Raw genomic sequence first — 19,266 nt, 5'->3', positions numbered from 1 at the left:
GGCGTAGGTAAATATCTGGCTATCGCGTGTAGTTGCACGCGCTTGGCAAATAGTTGCACACGCGCTCTATCCGCGCAAGAAGACAATGCGCCGGATCAACCTCTACGCTCCCGAACTGGGACTATTGCCCCGAAGCAGACTCCGAGAAGTGCTTCACCTCGCGTACACGTATTGTTTGCCCGGTATCGCACATCCGACCGAGTAGTCGATCGACAGCCGGAGCCACTTCTCCTTCATGCATGTACACCCGACCGACAGCGACTCGGCCATCGATTTCTCGAGACCGGGCCAGGGCGCTTCCGCTCCGGCACCCGGCCCACAGGGTCGACCACCGCAACGGCGAGATCTCAATGGCTTGCGCGGCGTCGCGATCGCACTCGTCGTCGTGTTCCACATCTGGATGGGTCGCGTGTCGGGTGGCGTCGACGTCTTCCTGACGCTGTCCGGCTTCTTCTTCACCGCATCCCTACTGCGATCGGCCGAGGCCGGGGCAAGCCTGAATCCGATCACCCGCATCACGCGCGTGCTCCGCAGACTGGGTCCACCGCTGCTGATCACGCTGCTCGCAGTCGCCGTCGCATCGGTGTTCCTGCTGCCGCGCACCCGCTGGGCAGACCTGGGTGATCAACTCGTATCCGGTGTCTTCTATTACGTGAACTGGCAGCTGGCGACAACAGCGAACGACTACTTGGCGGCCGATCCCTCGGTGAGCCCCGTTCAGCATCTGTGGTCGGTCGCCGTGCAGTTCCAGTTCTATCTGCTGGCCATTGCCGTCGTGTTCGGTCTCGCATGGCTCCGACGCATCGCCCGACCCGAGGGGCCACGAAGTCTTCGACCACACACCTTTGCCGTGATCTTCGCCGTGATCGCTGTGGTGTCCTTCGTGTACGCGGCGGACGGTGTTCGACGGCATCAGGCGTGGAACTACTACGACACCGGTGCGCGGCTCTGGGAGATCATGCTCGGTGCGGCACTGGCGGCAGTGCTCGCCTCGCGAACAAGCACCTCGGTGGCCGCCGCCTCGCCCTTACGTGCCCGCTGGTCGTCGACGGCACGTGGAGTCCTGGCCGTTCTCGGCATGACCGTCATCGTCGCGTGCGGTTTCGTCGTCGACGGTGTGACTGCGTTTCCCGGTCCCCTGGCTTCGATTCCGGTGCTCGCGACCCTCGCGTTGATCGTCGCCGGGTCCGAGACCGCCGTCGCGGCAACGCTCTCCAACCGGTTCTTCGCCTGGGTCGGATCGATCGCATTTCCGCTGTACCTGTGGCACTGGCCGCTGCTGATCTTCTACTTGTCGGCCACCGGCAGATCCCATGCAGACGCGCTCGGGGGTCTCGGCATCGTCGGGGCGTCGGTCGTACTCGCATGGCTGACCGTGCGTCTGGTCGAGCGCCCCACGCAGTCGAGCACGTTCACGCCGGGACGGATCGCGGTCACTGCCTGCGCGGGGATCGCCGCGCTCTCCGTCACGGCCGGTTCGGTCGGATGGAACGTCTACATCGACCGGTCGATCACCGCGGTACAGGCCGATGAATCGGTCGACGAATTGACTCACCCGGGGGCGCTCGAACTGACCGACGGGATTCGCGCCGAGCCGGCCTCCGTCCGTCCCCCGCTGTATTCGGCTCCCGAGGACCTCCCTGCCACCACCCTCGAAGGCTGCATCGCCGACTTCGAAACACGCGATGCGGTCTCGTGTAGCTACGGCGACCTCGACGCGAACCGAACCATCGTGCTGGCGGGCAGCTCACACGCCGAGCACTGGGTGACGGCCCTCGACGCGCTCGGACTCCAGCACGGGTTCAAGGTCGTCACATTCCTGAAGATGGGCTGCCCGTTGAGCATCGACACGATGCCGATGCTCGGCCCCAACGAATACCCGGATTGCCTCGACTGGACGCAGACCGTGCTCGCCGACGTCGCAGCGATGGAACCTGCCTACGTGTTCACCACCGCCACCCGCCCGCGGGAGGACTTCCCCGGCGATTACACCCCTACCTGGTACGCCGCGGTGTGGCAGCAACTCGCTGCGGACGGTGTCGGAATTCTGGGTGTTCGGGACACCCCGTGGCTCGCGTACCGGGCGATCGATTGCCTGGCCGACGGCGGCAATGCCACCTCGTGCGGCATTCCACGGGACGAAGCGCTCGACCCCGTCAATCCGGCGCTTGCGGCCTCGTTCCGACTCCCCGGGTTCTCCGCTCTCGACCTGTCCGATGCAGTCTGCGACGCGACCGTGTGCCGCGTCGAGCAAGGCAACGTACTCGTCTACCGTGACGAGCATCATCTCACTGCGACCTACGTGCGAACTCTGACCACCGAGCTGGGACGGCAGGTCGGATCGGCCACCGGGTGGTGGGCCGGACCGTGAGCCGAACGCCTCGCGCTCGGTAAGCCTGGGCCCACCCGCCACAGTAGGGTTGATCCATGCTGCACGAAGCCTCCGACGACACGCCTGCCATCGCAGTATGGCCGGGATCCGCCTATCCGCTCGGCGCGACCTACGACGGAGCAGGAACCAATTTCGCACTGTTTTCCGAGGTCGCGGAGGCCGTGGATCTGTGTTTGATCGCCGACGACGGAACCGAGACCCGCATCCGTTTCGAGGAGTCCGACGGCTACGTCTGGCACGCATATCTGCCCACAGTGGTACCGGGTCAGCGCTACGGCTACCGCGTTCACGGCCCCTGGGATCCGGCAGCCGGGCATCGCTGCGACCCGAGCAAGCTGCTCGTGGATCCGTACGGCAAGGCGTTCGAGGGATCGTTCGACGGCGACCGATCGCTGTTCTCGTACAACATGGACGCGCCCGCTCCCGAACCCGAGGCCGAGGTACAGATCGACGAGGAATCCGCGGATTCACTCGACGACGAGGCCCCGTTCGAGGACGCCACCGATCTTGCCGATCCCGACGACGAGATCATCGAGGAAGCTCCCATCGCGCACGACGACGCGCCGAACAACGAGTTCCCCCAGCATGATTCGCTCGGTCACACGATGACCACCGTCGTGATCAACCCGTTCTTCGATTGGCAGGCGGATCGCGCCCCGAAACGCCCGTACCACGAGACCGTGATCTACGAGGCCCACGTCAAGGGCATGACGATCAACCACCCCGACATTCCCGAGGCCGAGCGCGGCACCTACGCCGGGCTGGCGCATCCGGCGATCATCGATCACCTCAACCACCTCGGAGTCACGGCCATCGAACTGATGCCGGTGCACCAGTTCATGCAGGATCAGGTTCTGCTGGACAAGGGACTGCGAAACTACTGGGGCTACAACACATTCGGATTCCTGGCCCCGCACGCGGAATATTCCTCACTGCAGTCCCCCGGTGCGGCGGTCACCGAGTTCAAGGCCATGGTTCGCTCGTTCCACGCCGCCGGCATCGAGGTGATCCTCGACGTGGTCTACAACCACACCGCCGAGGGCAATCACATGGGCCCGACCATCAGCTTCCGCGGCATCGACAACGCTGCGTACTACCGGCTCGTCGACGGCGATCTCGAGCACTACATGGACTACACCGGTACCGGCAACAGTCTCAACGCCCGGCACCCGCACACGCTGCAGCTGATCATGGACTCGTTGCGCTACTGGGTGACCGAGATGCACGTGGACGGGTTCCGATTCGACCTCGCATCCACGTTGGCTCGCGAACTGCACGACGTCGATCGCCTCAGTGCATTCTTCGATCTCGTTCAGCAGGATCCAGTCGTCAGCCAGGTGAAGCTGATCGCCGAGCCCTGGGACATCGGTGAGGGCGGCTACCAGGTCGGCAACTTCCCCGGCCTGTGGACGGAGTGGAACGGCAAGTACCGCGACACCGTGCGTGACTACTGGCGCGGGGAGCCCGCGACGCTGGGCGAGTTCGCGTCGAGGCTGACCGGATCCTCGGATCTGTACGAGTCGAACGGTCGTCGCCCCGGAGCCAGCATCAACTTCGTCATTGCCCACGACGGGTTCACCCTCAACGACCTGGTCTCGTACAACGACAAGCACAACGAGGCCAACGGTGAGGGCAACAACGACGGCGAGAGTCACAACCGATCCTGGAACTGCGGCGTCGAGGGACCGACCGACGATCCGGAAATTCTGGACCTCCGAGCCCGCCAGATCCGCAACATCATGGCGACCCTGCTGCTCAGCCAAGGTACGCCGATGATCGCTCACGGCGACGAGATGGCACGAACACAGCAGGGCAACAACAACGTCTACTGCCAGGACTCCGAACTGGCATGGATGGACTGGTCGTTGGCCGAGACCAACGCCGAACTGATCGAGTTCACTCGCAACGCCATCGCATTGCGCGCCGAGCACCCGGTGTTCCGCCGGCGCCGGTTCTTCGAGGGCCGTCCCATCCGAACCGGCGAGCAGGCACGAGACATCGCGTGGCTGACCCCTGCGGGCGAAGAGATGACGCCCGAGGACTGGGACAGCGGCTTCGGCAAGTCGCTGACCGTGTTCCTCAACGGCGAAGGAATTCCGGAACCGAATCAGCGCGGTGAGCGCGTGGTGGACGACTCGTTCCTGTTGTGCTTCAACGCACATCACGAGACGCTCGAGTTCGTGACCCCGGACGGGAACTACGCCAAGGAGTGGACGGTCGCCTTGGACACAGCAGCCCGAACGGGAGCGGGTGAGAAATCGATAGAAGCGGGTACACCGGTGGAAGTCACCGCTCGTTCCCTACTCGTTCTACGAAAGACTGCCTGACACATGCCGCTGCCCACCAGTACTTACCGGTTACAACTGCGGGGCGATGCCTTCACCCTGGCCGATGCCTCCGACGTGGTCGATTACCTCCACGACCTCGGGGTCACACACCTGTATCTGTCGCCGATCCTGACTGCGACCGACGGATCGACACACGGATACGACGTCACCGATACCTCGACGGTGTCGGCCGCCCTGGGCGGTCGAGAAGCGTTGACGCAGTTGCATTCTCGTGCCGCAGAGCTGGGCATGGGGATAATCGTCGACATCGTCCCCAACCACGTCGGAGTGGAGGACCCACGGCAGAACGCGTGGTGGTGGGACGTGCTGCGACGCGGTCGCGACTCCGAGTACGCGACGTACTTCGACATCGACTTCGGAGCCGACAACGGCGTCGACGGCAAGATTGCAATCCCCGTGCTCGGCAGCGCGAGCGACGTCGGTGAGCTCACCGTCGACCGCTCGGAGGAGCAGCCTCTCCTCGCGTTCTACGAGCACCGCTTCCCCATCGCAGACGGCACCGACGGCGATGATGCGCAGGCCGTACACGACCGTCAGGCCTACCGATTGGTGAGCTGGTCCGACGGGCTGATCGGATACCGACGGTTCTTCTCCGTGAACGGCCTCGCAGGAATTCGACAGGAAGACCTCGACGTCTTCACCGACTCCCACCGCCAGGTGGCCGGTTGGATCGAAGACGGCCTGATCGACGGACTGCGGGTCGACCATCCCGACGGTCTGGCCGACCCCGCCGGCTACCTCACCGAACTGCGCGGACTTCTCGGGCCCGACCGGTGGCTCGTCATCGAGAAGATTCTGGCCGACGGTGAACCGCTGGACGAGTCGCTTCCCGTCGACGGAACGACCGGGTACGACGCGTTGGCCGCGGTCGGCGGAGTGTTCGTCGACCCCGCGGGCGTGCATGCACTCACTGCTCTGTCTCAGGTGCGCTCGGGCATCGCCTACGACGCCGAGACCTTGCACGAGACCGAGTTGGACCTCAAGACCGCCGTTGCGCGCGGCGACCTGTCCCCCGAGGTGCGACGCCTCGCTCGGGCCGTGGTTCGCGAGTCCGGCACCACCGTCGACCTCGAGTCCGTCATCGACGCGATCGTTGCCGTCGTCGCGGCCGTCCCGGTCTACCGGACCGACTACGCGCCGCTCGCCGGCGTGCTGCCGGGCGTGATCGCTGCTGTCGGCGAGGAGCAGCCGGACCTGGCCGGCGGTCTGGGCGCACTGGCGACCGCCCTCGTCACCGGTGCAGAATCGCCGGTCCGCTTCGACCAGGTCTGCGGTGCAGTCACGGCAAAGGGCGTAGAGGACTGCCTGTTCTACCGCGCCAACCGGTTGATCTCCCTACAGGAGGTGGGCGGCGACCCGAGCCGATTCGGTTGCAGCACAGCGTATTACCATCTGACGAATGCCGATCGAGCGCGACGCTGGCCGGCCGCGATGACCACTCTGTCGACTCACGACACCAAACGCGGCGAGGACGTACGGGCGCGAATCGGCGTGCTGTCACAGACTCCCGAACTGTGGGCTCGCTGCATCACGGACTGGGAAGAACTGACCCCGAGTCCCGACGGTACAACCGGAATGTTTTTGTGGCAGAACCTTTTCGGCATCTGGCCGGTCGACGGAGTGATCACGTCCACGCTGCGTGAGCGAGTTCACGCCTACGCGGAGAAGGCAATCCGCGAGGCCGCCCTCCGCACGACGTGGACTGCTCCGGACGAGGAGTTCGAGTCCGCGGTACACAGCTGGCTCGACGCCATCTTCGACGGTGCCGTCGCTCGATCGATGACGATGCTGGTCGACAAGCTCGCTCCCCATGGCCATTCCGATGCGCTGGGTCAGAAACTGTTGAATCTGGCCGGGCCCGGCATCCCCGATGTGTACCAGGGCACCGAGTTGTGGGAGGACTCGCTCGTCGACCCCGACAACCGCAGACCCGTCGACTACTCCGTCCGTCGATCGATGCTCGCCGCGTCGAACACCGATGCGCTCTCGATCGATACGGGTGCTGCCAAGCTGGCTGTGGTTCGCTCCGCGCTGCACGTGCGCCGCGAACGGCCGGAGAGCTTCGTCGGTGGCACCTACGCGCCGATCGTTGCGGACGGATCCGCGGCCGAGCACCTCGTCGGATTCGCACGCGGACCGGTTCCCGGAAACGCCGACGTGATCGCACTGGCGACCAGACTCTCGCTCGGAGTATCCGAGACGGGCTGGGGCGACACATCCGTGACGCTGCCTGATGGCAGCTGGCGCGATCGCATCACCGGCTCCGAACACACGGGCACCGTCTCGGTAGCCGAGATGTTCGCCTCACTCCCGGTCGCACTCCTGGTGCGCGACAACGAAGAAGCGGTGACACAGTGACATCGACAGCAGCGACATCGACAGCAGCGACATCGACAGCAGCGACCTCTTCGGCGACGACACGACGATTCCAGGTCTGGGCACCGTCCCCCGAGACGGTCCGATTGCAACTCGACGACTCGGTGCATCCGATGCAGCGCTCCTCGGACGGGTGGTGGCATGCCGACGTCGACGCCACACCGAACTCTCGATACGGCTACCTGCTCGACGACGCAGACAAGGCACTACCCGATCCGCGATCACCGCGGCAGCCCGACGGCGTGCACGAGCTGTCCCAGTTGTTCGACGTCGATCCCACGCTGTGGACCGATGCGGCATGGACCGGGCGTCAACTACCCGGCTCCTCGATCTACGAATTGCACATCGGCACGTTCACCGACGAGGGCACGTTCGAGGCGGCCATCGGCAAGCTCGATCACCTGGTCGAACTGGGCGTGTCGTTCATCGAGATCATGCCGGTCAACGGATTCAACGGCGTGCACAACTGGGGATACGACGGTGTGCTCTGGTACACCGTGCACGAGGAGTACGGCGGCCCGGAAGGGTTGCAGCGCTTGGTCGACGCCTGCCACGGCCGCGGCATCGGCGTTGTCCTCGATGTGGTCTACAACCACCTCGGCCCGTCCGGTAATTATCTCGAACGCTTCGGCCCCTACATGACCGAAGGGGCCAACAGCTGGGGCCAGGCAATCAACTATGCCGATGCAGACTCGGGCGAGGTTCGGCGATACGCCCTGGACAACGCTCTGCGTTGGTTCTCCGAGTTCCACATCGACGCATTGCGGCTGGATGCAGTACACGCGATAGTCGACCACACTGCGGTGCATCTGCTCGAGCAGCTCTCGATCGAAACCCGCACCCTGTCAGCGCATCTCGGTCGTCCACTGACCCTGATCGCCGAGAGCGACCTCAACGATCCTTCGCTGATCACGGCACGGTCGGGTGGCGGCTACGGACTCGACGCGCAATGGGACGACGACATTCACCACGCGATCCACGCGGCTGTCTCCGGTGAGCGGCAGGGCTACTACGGCGATTTCGGTTCCCTCCAGGGTTTGGCGAACACGCTGCGGCAGGGGTTCTTTCATGCCGGAACGTATTCGAGCTTCCGCGGTCGGATCCACGGCCGCCCGCTGGACACGCGCCGAATTCCGGCCAGTTCACTGGTGACCTACACGACCACTCACGATCAGGTCGGTAACCGCGCAATCGGCGATCGACCGGGTTTCTACCTCTCCCCCGGCCAGCTCGCAATCAAGGCTGCTCTGGTGTTGACCTCGCCCTACACACCGATGTTGTTCATGGGAGAGGAGTGGGGAGCGTCGACGCCGTTCCAGTTCTTCACCTCGCATCCAGAGCCCGAGCTCGGTAAGGCGACCGCCGAGGGACGCAAGGCGGAATTCGCCGAACATGGCTGGGACAAGAGCGATATCCCGGACCCACAGGATCCCGAGACCTTCACACGATCGAAGCTGAACTGGTCGGAACTGGGCGACGGCGACCATGCACGACTGCTGGCCGTCTACCGCGATCTGTTGAGGCTGCGCCGCGACCGGACCGAACTGACCGACCCGTGGCTGGACCACGTGAAGGTGGACTACGACGAGGACGCGAAATGGATCGTCGTTCGCCGCAGCCGACTCAGTGTGGTGTGCAATCTGTCCGAATCTGCTGTGACCGTGCCGGTCGGCGGCTCACCACTACTCGAGTGGGAGCCGACGACATCGGACGAAACTGGCTCTGTCACAACGATTCCCGGTCACTCCGTCGTCGTACTGGAATCCTGACGCCTGCGTAGATTGACCAGGACGAATACGGCGGTGATCGCCAACACCACCGCGGTGGCGACGGCCGCGACATGCATGCCCGAGACGAAGGCAGCATGCGCGGAGTCCAGTAGGACCGTCGCCACCGAGTCCGGCAGCTCACGGGCCACCGCGTCGGCACCGCCGAGAGTCTCACCGGCCCTGGCCCCCAGCTCGGGGGTCAGCTGCGTGACGTCGATGCCGCGACGGAAGATCGCCATGACAACGGTGCCCAGTAGTGCGACGCCCAGTGCGATACCCAGTTCGTATGCGGTTTCCGACACTGCCGAGGCAGCTCCCGCCCGTTCGGGTTCGACGGCACTGACCACCAGCTCGGAGGTCAGCGTCAGCGCGACACCGACACCGGCCCCCACGAGGACGAACCCGGCAATGAACAGGGCCGGGCCGCTGTCGGTTGCGAGGCCGACCAGGAGCCCGGCACCCGCGGCGGCGACGAACATTGCGACCCCGAGAACTGTTCCCGCACTGAAGTATCGAACCAGGACCGCAACCAGCAGTGAGGTGACGATGCTGGCGGCGGTACCGGGCAGCAGCAGCAGACCCGCCTCGAGCGGGCTGTTGCCGAGCACGAGCTGCAGATACTGCGAACCGAAGAACAGGACTCCGGCGAGGGCGAACACCGACAGGAAGTTCGTTGCGACGCCCGTCGAGAAGGCCCGGTTGGCAAACAGTCTCAGGTCGATCATCGGTGCCGCGAGGGTGCGCTGACGGCGGACGAACACGTATCCGGCGATCACACCGACCACCGCCGACAGCAGGTAGGCCACGCCGAAGCCGTGTGCCGCGGTCTCCTTCACCGCGAATACCAGCGGCACGATGGCGAGCATCGACAGCGCCGAACTCGTCAGGTCGAACCGACCCGGGTGCGGGTCCTTCGACTCCGGAATCACCAGCGGTCCCAGCGCGATCGGCACGAGCATCACAGGGATGTTGATGAGAAACACCGATCCCCACCAGAAGTGCTCGAGCAACCAACCGCCCACGAGCGGACCGGCAGCGGCACCGCCACCGGCCATCGCGCCCCACACGCCGATCGCGGCAACGCGTTGACGCGGGTTCAGGAAGATGGTGCGAATCAAGCCCAGGGTCGCGGGCATCAGTGTCGCACCGGAAATACCCTGCAACACGCGGGCCGCGATCAGCATCTCCGCGCTGGTCGACACGGCCGCTACGAGTGAGGCGATGCCGAAGCCTGCAGCACCGATCAGTAGCAATCGGCGACGGCCGATTCGGTCGCCGAGCGTGCCCATGGTGATGAGCAGGCCGGCCAGCACGAACGAGTAGACATCGATGATCCACAGCAACTGGTTGCTGGTCGGTGCCAAGTCCGAACTGATGAAAGGCAATGCCAGGTCGAGGACAGTGCCATCGACAGCGATGAGCAACACGGCGAACGCCAGTACCACCAGACCGAGCCAGTCCCGCGGGGTCGCCCGGTGCTCGGATCCCCCGGCTACCTCGTGCACCGAACCGGTGCGCATGTCACTCACTACATCTCCTACGTTCTGCGCCCGGTGCGCCGGCGATCGCCGGGTCCGAAACGCTCGAGAGCACCAACCGTCCAGCCGGTACAGTGATTGAGAGTACCGCGAACCGTCCAGCCGGTAAAGTGAAATTCATGTCATCGGACACGCGGGACCGAATACTCGACGCACTGGAATCGATGCTGATCGAGCACGGTATGACCAAAGTGACCCTCGACAGCGTCGCTGCCGCTGCAGGCGTATCGAAGGGCGGACTGCTGTACCACTTCAAGACCAAGGACGCTCTGGTGGCGGCCATGGTGCGACGACTCGGCGCCCAGGCGGACGAGCAGCGCGCCGACGCCGCAGCAGGCGGGACGTCCGTGGCCGAGTGGTATCTGCAACCGCCGGATTCGATCTCGGAAAAGGAGATCGCTCTCTATCGATCGACATTGGCCGCGTTGCGGAGCGTGGACGGCAATTCCGACGAGGTTCAGGAGGCCGTCGTCGACATGATGCGATTGTGGGACGAGGGTCTGCGTACCGAAATCGATGATCCCGTGCAGGCCGAGATCATCCGGCTCGTCGGCGACGGAATCTACCTCGGTGCCGTGCTCGACCTGCCGGCCGTGGACCCCGAACTGCACAAACGCGTCGTCGACCGCCTGCTCGGTCGCTGACTCAGGTCAGGTACCGGTACACCGGCGAACCCGGCTCCAGCTGCTCCACCTGCAGGTGCGATGACCGCATACGTTCGAGGAGAGAAGAGAGGCCGTCCGCAGCGCCGAGTTGAATGCCGACTAGCGCGGCACCCGTCTCCCGGTTGTTGCGCTTGACGTACTCGAACAGGGTGATGTCGTCCTCGGGCCCGAGGACTTCGTCGAGAAAGCGACGCAGTGCGCCGGGCTCCTGCGGAAAGTCCACGAGGAAGTAGTGCTTCAGGCCCAGGTGAACGAGCGATCGCTCGAGAATTTCGCCGTAGCGAGAGACGTCGTTGTTGCCGCCGGACACCAAGCACACGACTGTGCTTCCCGGCGCGATGTCGAGATGCTCGAGCGCCGCAACGGCCAACGCGCCTGCAGGCTCGGCGATGACGCCTTCGTTCTGGTACAGCTCGAGCATTGCGGTACAGACCGCGCCCTCGTCGATCTGGGTGATCAGGAATGCACCGGGGCCGGAACTGTCGAACACGGGCGCGGTGATCAGCGGCAACGAAGCATGGGACACCACCGTGGCACCGAGCGACTGCAACGCTGCGTACGGCACGTCGCCGATGCGGCGGACGGCGGCCCCGTCGACGAACGGATCGATCTCGGAGAGCGTCACCGGACCACCGGCGATCAGCGCGGCGGTCATGGATGCCGCGCCGGACGGTTCGACACCCACCAGTGACGTCTGCGGTGCGCGCTCACGAAGGTAGCTGGAGATGCCTGCGATGCATCCGCCTCCGCCGACGGGCATCACGACGACATCGGGTGCCCCGCCGAGCTGATCGATCATCTCGGCGGCAATGGTGCCCTGCCCGGCCACGGTTCGCGGATCGTCGAACGGCGGCACCATGGTGGCACCGGTGCGGGCTACATCGGCGGCCGCGGCTGCCGCCGCGGCATCGAACGTATCGCCGATGACGATGAGCTCCACGAAGTCACCGCCGTGCACTCGGATTCGGTCGCGCTTCTGCTTGGGGGTGTTCGCGGGGACGTAGATGCGACCGTGCACCTGCATCGAGCGACACGCGAACGCCACTCCCTGAGCATGGTTGCCTGCGCTCGCGGTGACCACGCCGACAGAACGCTCGGCATCGGTCAGCTGGTCCATCAGGTTGTACGCGCCACGAATTTTGTACGACCGCACGATCTGCAGGTCTTCGCGCTTGAGGTAGACCCTCGCGCCGGTCTCCGCCGACAACCGCTCGCACAACTGCAGGGGTGTTGCGGCCACCACCGACGAAATTCGCACCGCAGCGGCATCGATATCGGCAGCGGTGACGGCTACCGACGATGGGAGCTGGGAGGCGAGGTCAGGGGATGAAGACACCAGCACATGCTGCCACCAGAGTGGAACGGTCACCCACTCGGGACCGTTCCACGGACCGACGGATCCTGTTCAGACGCGCGAGAGGACGAACACCGGGATCTCGCGATCGGTCTTCTTCTGGTAGTCCGCGTAATCGGGGTAGGCCGCGACCGAGCGTTCCCACCACACGGCTTTCTCGTCGCCGGTCACCTCGCGAGCGACGTAGTCGTGCTTCTCGGTTCCGTCCCGCAACTCGACGAGCGGCTCGGCTTTGACGTTGTGGTACCAGACGGGGTGCTTGGGCGCTCCGCCCAGCGAGGCCACGATGGCGTACTCGCCGTCGTGCTCGACTCTCATCAACGGCGACTTGCGCAGCTTGCCGCTCTTGTTCCCCTTGGTGGTCAGCAGCACGACCGGCATCCCGTTCATCGTCGTGCCCTCGGTTCCGCCGGAGTTCTCGTATCGCTCGGCCTGCTCACGGGCCCAGTCGGATGAACTCGGTTCGTATTCTCCTGTCAATGGCATGACTTTCAGTGAACACCTCTTGTGCGCGTGACGCCACGAGATCAGCCACATTGCCTGGTCCAGATGCCAAGTTCGGTGGACCGAATCTTTCGATGGGTATAGTCTGAACTTCGCGTGCCGGACAGCCGAATCATCACCACCCCGGGCGCAGCAGAGGAGAACACGATGACCTTCACGAGCACCCGGGTGAGCCCCCGACCCACCGCTGCCCTGCGCAGCGTCGACGTCGCAGGCATCGCATGGCCGGTCTACAAACTGGAAGCCCTCGCGCTGGGATCATTCGTGTTCGTCGTGACGCTCGTCATCGCCGGCTCCCTGCACGCCGCAGTACTCGCCGGTGCCACAATCGCGGTCGCGGCCTGGTGGACGCTGCTCCTCACCGAGCTACACCCGACCCGGCCTGCGTCACCCCGTCAAGCAGCCGGGTCCCAGTAGCGCCTTCAGGTCTCCCATCAACGCCGATGTCGGCGTGACGCGCAGACTGTCGTCCAGCTTCATCGTGGTGATCTTGTCGCCGCTCACCAGCCGAAGGTGCACATCCGAGGTTCCCGGGTGGCTGGACAGGACTCGTTTGAGGGCACCGACCTTGTCCGCCGTGCACAGCCGCGTCGGCAGACTGACCGCGAGTGGCTTGTCGATACCGATCGCCGAAAGATCTGGTACCGCAAGGTCGTTCGCGATCAAGGAGACCCGGTCGTCGCGCACCGACACCCGACCCTTGACGAGTACCACCGAGTCCTCGGTGACATCGGCACCGAACACCGAGTACGCCTGTGGGAAGAACAGCACTTCGATACCACCGGCCAGATCCTCGAGCTGAGCCGACGCCCACGTCAGACCGTTCTTGTTGATCCGCCGGTTGACCGAGGCCAGAATTCCGCCGACGGTGACCTGTGTGCCGTCCTTGATGTCACCTTCGAGAATGGTCGGGATATTGCAGTCGGACTTCGCGGCCAGCATGTGCTCGACGCCCAGGAGCGGGTGGCCGGAGACGTACAGGCCGAGCATCTCGCGTTCGAGGGCGAGCCGGTGCTTGGATTCCCACTCCTCGTCCGGCACCCGCACGTTGAACACCGCGGAGATGGACTCGTCGGCGTCCTCGCCGCCGAACAGATCGAACTGACCTATTGCCTCGGCCTTCTTGGTGCCCATCACCGCGTCGATCGCGTCGGCGTGAATGAGCATCAGGCCTTTGCGTGGATGGTCGAGCGAGTCGAAAGCGCCTGCCTTGATGAGGGATTCGGTGACCTTCTTGCTGCAGGCAATTGCGTCGATCTTGCCCAGGTAGTCCGAGAAATCGGTGTACTTCGACTTCTCCGATCGCGCCCTGATGATCGAGGCGACCACGTTGGTGCCCACGTTGCGCACTGCACCGAGACCGAACCTAATGTCTTTGCCGACCGACGCGAAGTTCAACTCGGATTCGTTGACGTCGGGAGGCAGCACGGTGATGCCGAGCTTGCGGCAGTCGGCGAGATAGATCGCGGCCTTGTCCTTGTCGTCGCCGACGCTGGTGAGCAGGCCGGCCATGTACTCGGCCGGGTAGTTCGCCTTGAGATACGCGGTCCAGTACGACACCAGCCCGTAGCCCGCCGAGTGCGACTTGTTGAACGCGTAGCCGGCGAACGGCAGCACGGTGTCCCACAGCGCCTTGATGGCCGCCTCGGAGAAACCGTTGTCCAACATGCCCTGTCGGAACCCGGCGTACGCCTTCTCGAGCTCGGAGAGCTTCTTCTTGCCCATGGCGCGGCGCAGCAGGTCGGCTTGGCCGAGGGTGTACCCGGCGACCTTCTGCGCGAGCTGCATGATCTGCTCCTGGTAGACCACCAGGCCGTACGTTTCACCGAGAATCACCTTGAGTGGCTCTTCGAGCTCGGGGTGAATCGGCTTGACCTCTTGCCTACCGTTCTTGCGGTCGGCGTAATCGTTGTGGGAGTTCATTCCCATCGGACCAGGGCGGTACAGAGCCAGGACGGCGACGATGTCCTCGAAGCCGGTGGGCTGCATGCGGCGTAGCAGGTCTCGCATGGCGCTTCCGTCGAGCTGGAACACGCCGAGTGTGTCTCCGCGAGAGAGCAGATCGAACGTGGCCGGATCGTCGAGCGGCAGTGCGTCGAGGTCGATCTCGATCCCGCGGTTGGCCTTGATGTTGTCGATCGCGTCACCGATGACGGTGAGGTTGCGCAGACCGAGGAAGTCCATCTTGAGCAGGCCGATGGCCTCGCACGACGGGTAATCCCAGCCGGTGATGATCGCGCCGTCCTGCGCGCGCTTCCACACCGGAATGGCGTCGGTGAGCGGCTCCGAGGACATGATGACCGCGCAGGCGTGCACGCCTGCATTGCGGATCAGGCCTTCGAGGCCCTTGGCCGTCTTGTAGATCGTCGCGACGTCGGGGTTGGAATCGATGAGCGCACGGACTTCGACGGCCTCCTTGTAGCGCTCGTGCGACGGATCGGTGATGCCCGCTACCGAGATGTCCTTGGCCATGATGGGCGGCGGCAACGCCTTGGTGATCTGATCGGCGATGCCGAAGCCCGGCTGACCGAACTGCACCCTCGCAGAGTCCTTGATGGCCGCCTTGGTCTTGATGGTGCCGAAGGTGATGACCTGAGCAACGCGATCGCTGCCCCACTTCTCGGTGGCATAGCGGACCATTTCACCGCGGCGGCGATCGTCGAAGTCGATATCGATATCGGGCATCGACACGCGCTCGGGGTTGAGGAATCGCTCGAACAGCAGACCGTGTGGCAGTGGATCGATGTTGGTGATGCCCATGGCGTAAGCCACCAACGATCCGGCCGCGGAGCCTCGTCCGGGCCCGACGCGGATGCCGACGGCCTTGGCATGGTTGATCAGGTCGCCGACCACCAGGAAGTAGGCCGGGAAGCCCATTTTCAGGATGACCTTGATCTCGTACTCGGCCCGCGCGAGGTAGTCCTCGGCCGGGCCGTCGGGGAACCGACGCTCGAGCCCGGTCATGACCTCGTGGCGCAGCCAGGTGCCCTGAGTGTGGCCCTCGGGAACCGGGAAGATGGGCATCCGGTCTCGGTGCGCCCACACCTCGTCGTACGGCTGGACTCGCTCGGCGATGAGTAGCGTGCTGTCGCAGGCACCGGGCACCTGGTCGTCCCACAGTGCGCGCATCTCGGCGGCCGACTTGAGGTAGTAACCGTCGCCGTCGAACTTGAAGCGGGTGGGATCACTCAGCGTTTTGCCGGTCTGAATGCACAGCAGCGCCTCGTGGTTCTCGGCAGCGTCCTTGGTGACGTAATGGCAGTCGTTGGTAGCGAGCGGCGGGATGGAGAGCTTCTTACCGATGTCGAGCAGGCCCTCGCGGACGCGCCGCTCGATGGACAGGCCGTGATCCATCAGTTCCAGGAAGAAGTTGTCCGGTCCCCAGATCTCCTGCCACTTGGCTGCAGCTTCGAGCGCCTCACGCTCCTGGCCGAGCCGGAGCCGAGTCTGTACCTCGCCGGACGGGCAGCCGGTGGTGGCGATGATGCCTTCCGCATGCGAGGCAATGATCTCCTCGTCCATGCGCGCCCATTTGCCGAGCTGACCCTCGATCGACGCGAGTGACGACAACTTGAACAGGTTGCGGACGCCGGTGGCGTTCTCGGCGACCATCGTCATGTGCGTGTACGCACCACTACCGGAGACGTCGTCGGACTTCTGGCTCCGATCGCCCCACAGCACGCGCTTCTTGTTGAACCGAGACTCCGGGGCGATGTAGGCCTCGATACCGATGATCGGTTTGATACCGGCCTTCTTGGCCTCGTTGTAGAACTCGCTGGCTCCGTACATGTTGCCGTGGTCGGTCATCCCGACCGCCGTCATCTCCAACCGCGCCGCCTCGGCGAACATGGCCCCGATCTTGGCGGCACCGTCGAGCATCGAATATTCGGTGTGGTTGTGCAGATGAACGAACGAATCGGCCACGAAGGTTCTCTCCTGAAGGTCGTGCGTTTTCGAAAATACGAGCCGCGAATGCACCCACTCTAAGCGGTGGAACCGACAGAATTTTCGTAGCTGTCGGTGTGTCCTGGGAGGACGTGACGCGTGTGACGAACGAGACTGGAGTTGCCCTCATTCCGCCGGAATCGGCCCGTCGTCCGGCAGCGGCCCGACGATGTCGACGTACTCCGGAAGCAACGGCTCGACGGCGAACTTCCCGGACACCGCGTCGGGTGGAAGCGCCTCCACCGCCCGCACTCCGTCGCGGCCGGCCACCTCGCTCAGCTCGGCCGCGGTGCCCCGCACCACCAGTGTCACCACGCACGCGCATCCGCCAAGCAACCGGCGCTGCGACACCGCCTCTATCTGCGCCTGCCGGTCCCCTGCGCCGAACGATTCCTGGATCTGGCCGGCAGCGCGCGCGGTCGCGTTCAGTACCGACCGTTCACTGCCCGGAACGCCGACCGTGAGTATCGGGGTTTGCACACGATCGAGCGGTACTCGAAAGAGCACCTGCGAGATGCGCACGCCGTTCGCTGCGGCATAGGCCTGTTCGGCGGTGAGTGCGCGATCGAACGACACAGAGCCCCAGCGGGGTTCGGCACCACCTGGGAGCAGGCTCGTCTCGGCGCGAGCCAGGTAGTCGGTCACCTGCTCACCGCTGTCCGGGCCGAGCCGGTCGGTACCGACACCCAGTTGCCGTTGCGGGTTCAGGTTCCCGACGACGGCAAGGCCCCCGACCACCAAGGTGGCAGCGGCGACGAGACCGACCACACCCGAGAATCCGCGCATCACGCCTTCCGGAGCACCTCGAGCGCATGTTCGAGGTCGGCCGGATACTTGCTCTCGATCTCCACCCAGCGGCCGTCGGACGGATGCGCGAAGCCGAGCGAACGGGCATGCAGCCACTGGCGTTCGAGGCCCAGCCGTTCGGCCAATCGCGGATCGGCCCCGTAGGTCAGATCCCCGCAGCACGGGTGGCGCAGGGCCGAGAAGTGCACTCGAATCTGGTGTGTGCGACCGGTTTCCAGGTGCACGTCCAACAAACTCGCGGCCTGGAACGCCTCGACGGTGTCGTAGTGGGTCACGCTCGGCTTGCCGTCCGCGCGCACCGCGAACTTCCAGTCGTTGCTGCCGTGTCGCCCGATCGGGGCATCGATGGTTCCACTGCTCGGATCCGGATGTCCTTGCACCAGAGCGTGATAACGCTTGTCGATGGTCCGCGCTTTGAACGCACGCTTGAGCACGGTGTACGCCCGCTCGGACGTCGCGACCACCATCACCCCGGATGTTCCGACATCGAGACGGTGCACGATTCCCTGACGCTCGTGTGCACCGGAGGTGGAAATTCGGAAGCCGGCAGCAGCCAGACCGCCGATCACCGTCGGGCCGGTCCAGCCCACGCTGGCATGAGCAGCGACACCGACGGGCTTGTCCACGGCCACGACGTCGTCGTCGGCGTAGAGAATCTCCATCCCCTCGACCGGTTCGGCTTCGATCGTCAATTCACGGGCGGGCTCGGGTAGTGTCACTTCGAGCCACGAGCCTGCGGCCAAACGATCGGACTTGCCCACGGCACCGTGATCGACCAGAACCGACCCCTCTTCGGCCAGTGCGGCGGCGACGGTACGCGAGAGCCCCAGCAATCGCGCGAGCCCGGCATCGACCCGCATTCCGTCCAAGCCGTCGGGCACCGGCATGGAACGAGATTCCCTCACGAGTCGGCCTTCTCCGGGGCATCGGACGTGGACTTGGTCACGCGTTCGCCGTTCGGCTCGAAGCCGAACAGGCTCAGCACGACGAGCAGAATCGCCCCGCAGACGATGGACGAGTCGGCGACATTGAACACCGGCCACCAGCCCACCGACACGAAGTCGACGACGTGGCCCTGGAACGGACCGGGAGCGCGAAAGAAGCGGTCGATCAAGTTGCCCAGTGCGCCGCCGAGAACCAGACCCAATCCCAGCGCCCACCACGGTGATCGCAGCGTCCGGCCGATCTTGATCACACCGATGACGACAGCGACGGCCACCACCGTCAACAACCACGTCATGCCGGTCGCCATGGAGAACGCCGCGCCGGGGTTGCGTACCAACCGCAGCGTCACCACGTCGCCGACGATCTCGATCGGGTTTCCGGGCTTCACGAAGTGCACGACCAGAATCTTGGTCACCAGATCGAACAGCAGAATCACCGCCGCGATGGCGATCAGCAGTCGAGTTTTCAGTGGCTTCACGGGCCTGGCGACAGCGCTGTCGGAATCGGTCCCCTTCGGGTCCGCGGTCTCGTTCGGTGCCGAGACACCGCTGCTCTCGGGTGTCGGGTCGTCGGCGCGGTCTTCACTCACCTGTCCATCATGGCGCATCGGCGGCGGCGGACAC

The 19,266-nt window shown here is 64.7% G+C and carries 13 protein-coding genes; 6 read left to right on the top strand and 7 right to left on the bottom strand.

Translation table 11 applies throughout. The features are described from left to right. Positions 1–235 precede the first annotated feature (235 nt). Genes CH294_RS20515 through treZ form a run of 4 tightly spaced genes read left to right on the top strand, consistent with a single transcriptional unit; the run spans position 236 to position 8,885 of the window. Positions 236–2,371 carry an acyltransferase family protein gene (locus tag CH294_RS20515; protein WP_094738930.1) on the top strand — a complete coding sequence of 712 codons (2,136 nt, stop codon included), beginning with the start codon at positions 236–238 and terminating at the stop codon, positions 2,369–2,371. A gap of 56 nt (positions 2,372–2,427) precedes the next feature. After that, a complete protein-coding gene (glgX, locus tag CH294_RS20510) occupies positions 2,428–4,719 on the top strand; it encodes a glycogen debranching protein GlgX (protein WP_094738929.1) in 2,292 nt (763 codons plus the stop codon). A 3-nt stretch (positions 4,720–4,722) separates the two neighbouring features. Continuing rightward, positions 4,723–7,098 (top strand): malto-oligosyltrehalose synthase, encoded by a 2,376-nt coding sequence (gene treY / locus CH294_RS20505; RefSeq protein WP_094738928.1) that lies wholly within the window; start codon positions 4,723–4,725, stop codon positions 7,096–7,098. Then, the gene (gene treZ, locus CH294_RS20500; protein WP_283164517.1) at positions 7,095–8,885 is read left to right on the top strand and encodes a malto-oligosyltrehalose trehalohydrolase; all 1,791 of its coding nucleotides are present in this window, start codon (positions 7,095–7,097) and stop codon (positions 8,883–8,885) included. Before treY ends, treZ begins: the two co-directional genes overlap by 4 nt. Here the strand turns inward: treZ and CH294_RS20495 are convergent. Next, on the bottom strand, positions 8,858–10,405 hold the full coding sequence (locus CH294_RS20495; RefSeq protein WP_094738927.1) for an MFS transporter: 1,548 nt from the start codon (positions 10,403–10,405) through the stop codon (positions 8,858–8,860). The genes treZ and CH294_RS20495 overlap by 28 nt on opposite strands. Positions 10,406–10,542: 137 nt before the next feature. Here CH294_RS20495 and CH294_RS20490 point away from each other — a divergent pair, with 137 nt between their 5' ends. Further along, positions 10,543–11,067: a TetR/AcrR family transcriptional regulator gene (locus CH294_RS20490; RefSeq protein WP_032404059.1), complete on the top strand. Its 525-nt coding sequence runs from the start codon at positions 10,543–10,545 to the stop codon at positions 11,065–11,067. Between the two features lies 1 nt (position 11,068). Here the strand turns inward: CH294_RS20490 and ilvA are convergent, their stop codons facing one another. Beyond that, entirely contained in the window at positions 11,069–12,424 is a 1,356-nt protein-coding gene (ilvA, locus tag CH294_RS20485) for a threonine ammonia-lyase IlvA (protein WP_037151214.1), read from the bottom strand. A gap of 69 nt (positions 12,425–12,493) precedes the next feature. Then, complete coding sequence (locus tag CH294_RS20480) at positions 12,494–12,928, bottom strand: nitroreductase family deazaflavin-dependent oxidoreductase (protein WP_037150812.1); 435 nt, start codon at positions 12,926–12,928, stop codon at positions 12,494–12,496. Between the two features lie 114 nt (positions 12,929–13,042). Here CH294_RS20480 and CH294_RS20475 point away from each other — a divergent pair, with 114 nt between their 5' ends. Then, positions 13,043–13,363 (top strand): hypothetical protein, encoded by a 321-nt coding sequence (locus CH294_RS20475; RefSeq protein ID WP_349290437.1) that lies wholly within the window; start codon positions 13,043–13,045, stop codon positions 13,361–13,363. Here the strand turns inward: CH294_RS20475 and dnaE are convergent. The 4 genes from dnaE to lspA all read right to left on the bottom strand — a co-directional run bounded on the left by dnaE (position 13,334) and on the right by lspA (position 19,232). Beyond that, a complete protein-coding gene (gene dnaE / locus CH294_RS20470; protein WP_094738926.1) occupies positions 13,334–16,870 on the bottom strand; it encodes a DNA polymerase III subunit alpha in 3,537 nt (1,178 codons plus the stop codon). The genes CH294_RS20475 and dnaE overlap by 30 nt on opposite strands. A 147-nt stretch (positions 16,871–17,017) precedes the next feature. Then, positions 17,018–17,677 (bottom strand): hypothetical protein, encoded by a 660-nt coding sequence (locus tag CH294_RS20465; RefSeq protein ID WP_094704725.1) that lies wholly within the window; start codon positions 17,675–17,677, stop codon positions 17,018–17,020. Beyond that, positions 17,677–18,603: an RluA family pseudouridine synthase gene (locus tag CH294_RS20460; protein ID WP_032379030.1), complete on the bottom strand. Its 927-nt coding sequence runs from the start codon at positions 18,601–18,603 to the stop codon at positions 17,677–17,679. Before CH294_RS20460 ends, CH294_RS20465 begins: the two co-directional genes overlap by 1 nt. Next, positions 18,600–19,232, bottom strand: a complete 633-nt coding sequence (gene lspA, locus CH294_RS20455) for a signal peptidase II (protein WP_094620031.1) — start codon at positions 19,230–19,232, stop codon at positions 18,600–18,602. The genes CH294_RS20460 and lspA overlap by 4 nt, the downstream gene beginning before the upstream one ends. Positions 19,233–19,266: the final 34 nt, after the last annotated feature.

The organism is Rhodococcus sp. 14-2483-1-1 (assembly GCF_002259335.1).
Classification (GTDB): Bacteria; Actinomycetota; Actinomycetes; order Mycobacteriales; family Mycobacteriaceae; genus Rhodococcoides.
This window is presented reverse-complemented; position numbering and strand designations above follow the sequence as displayed.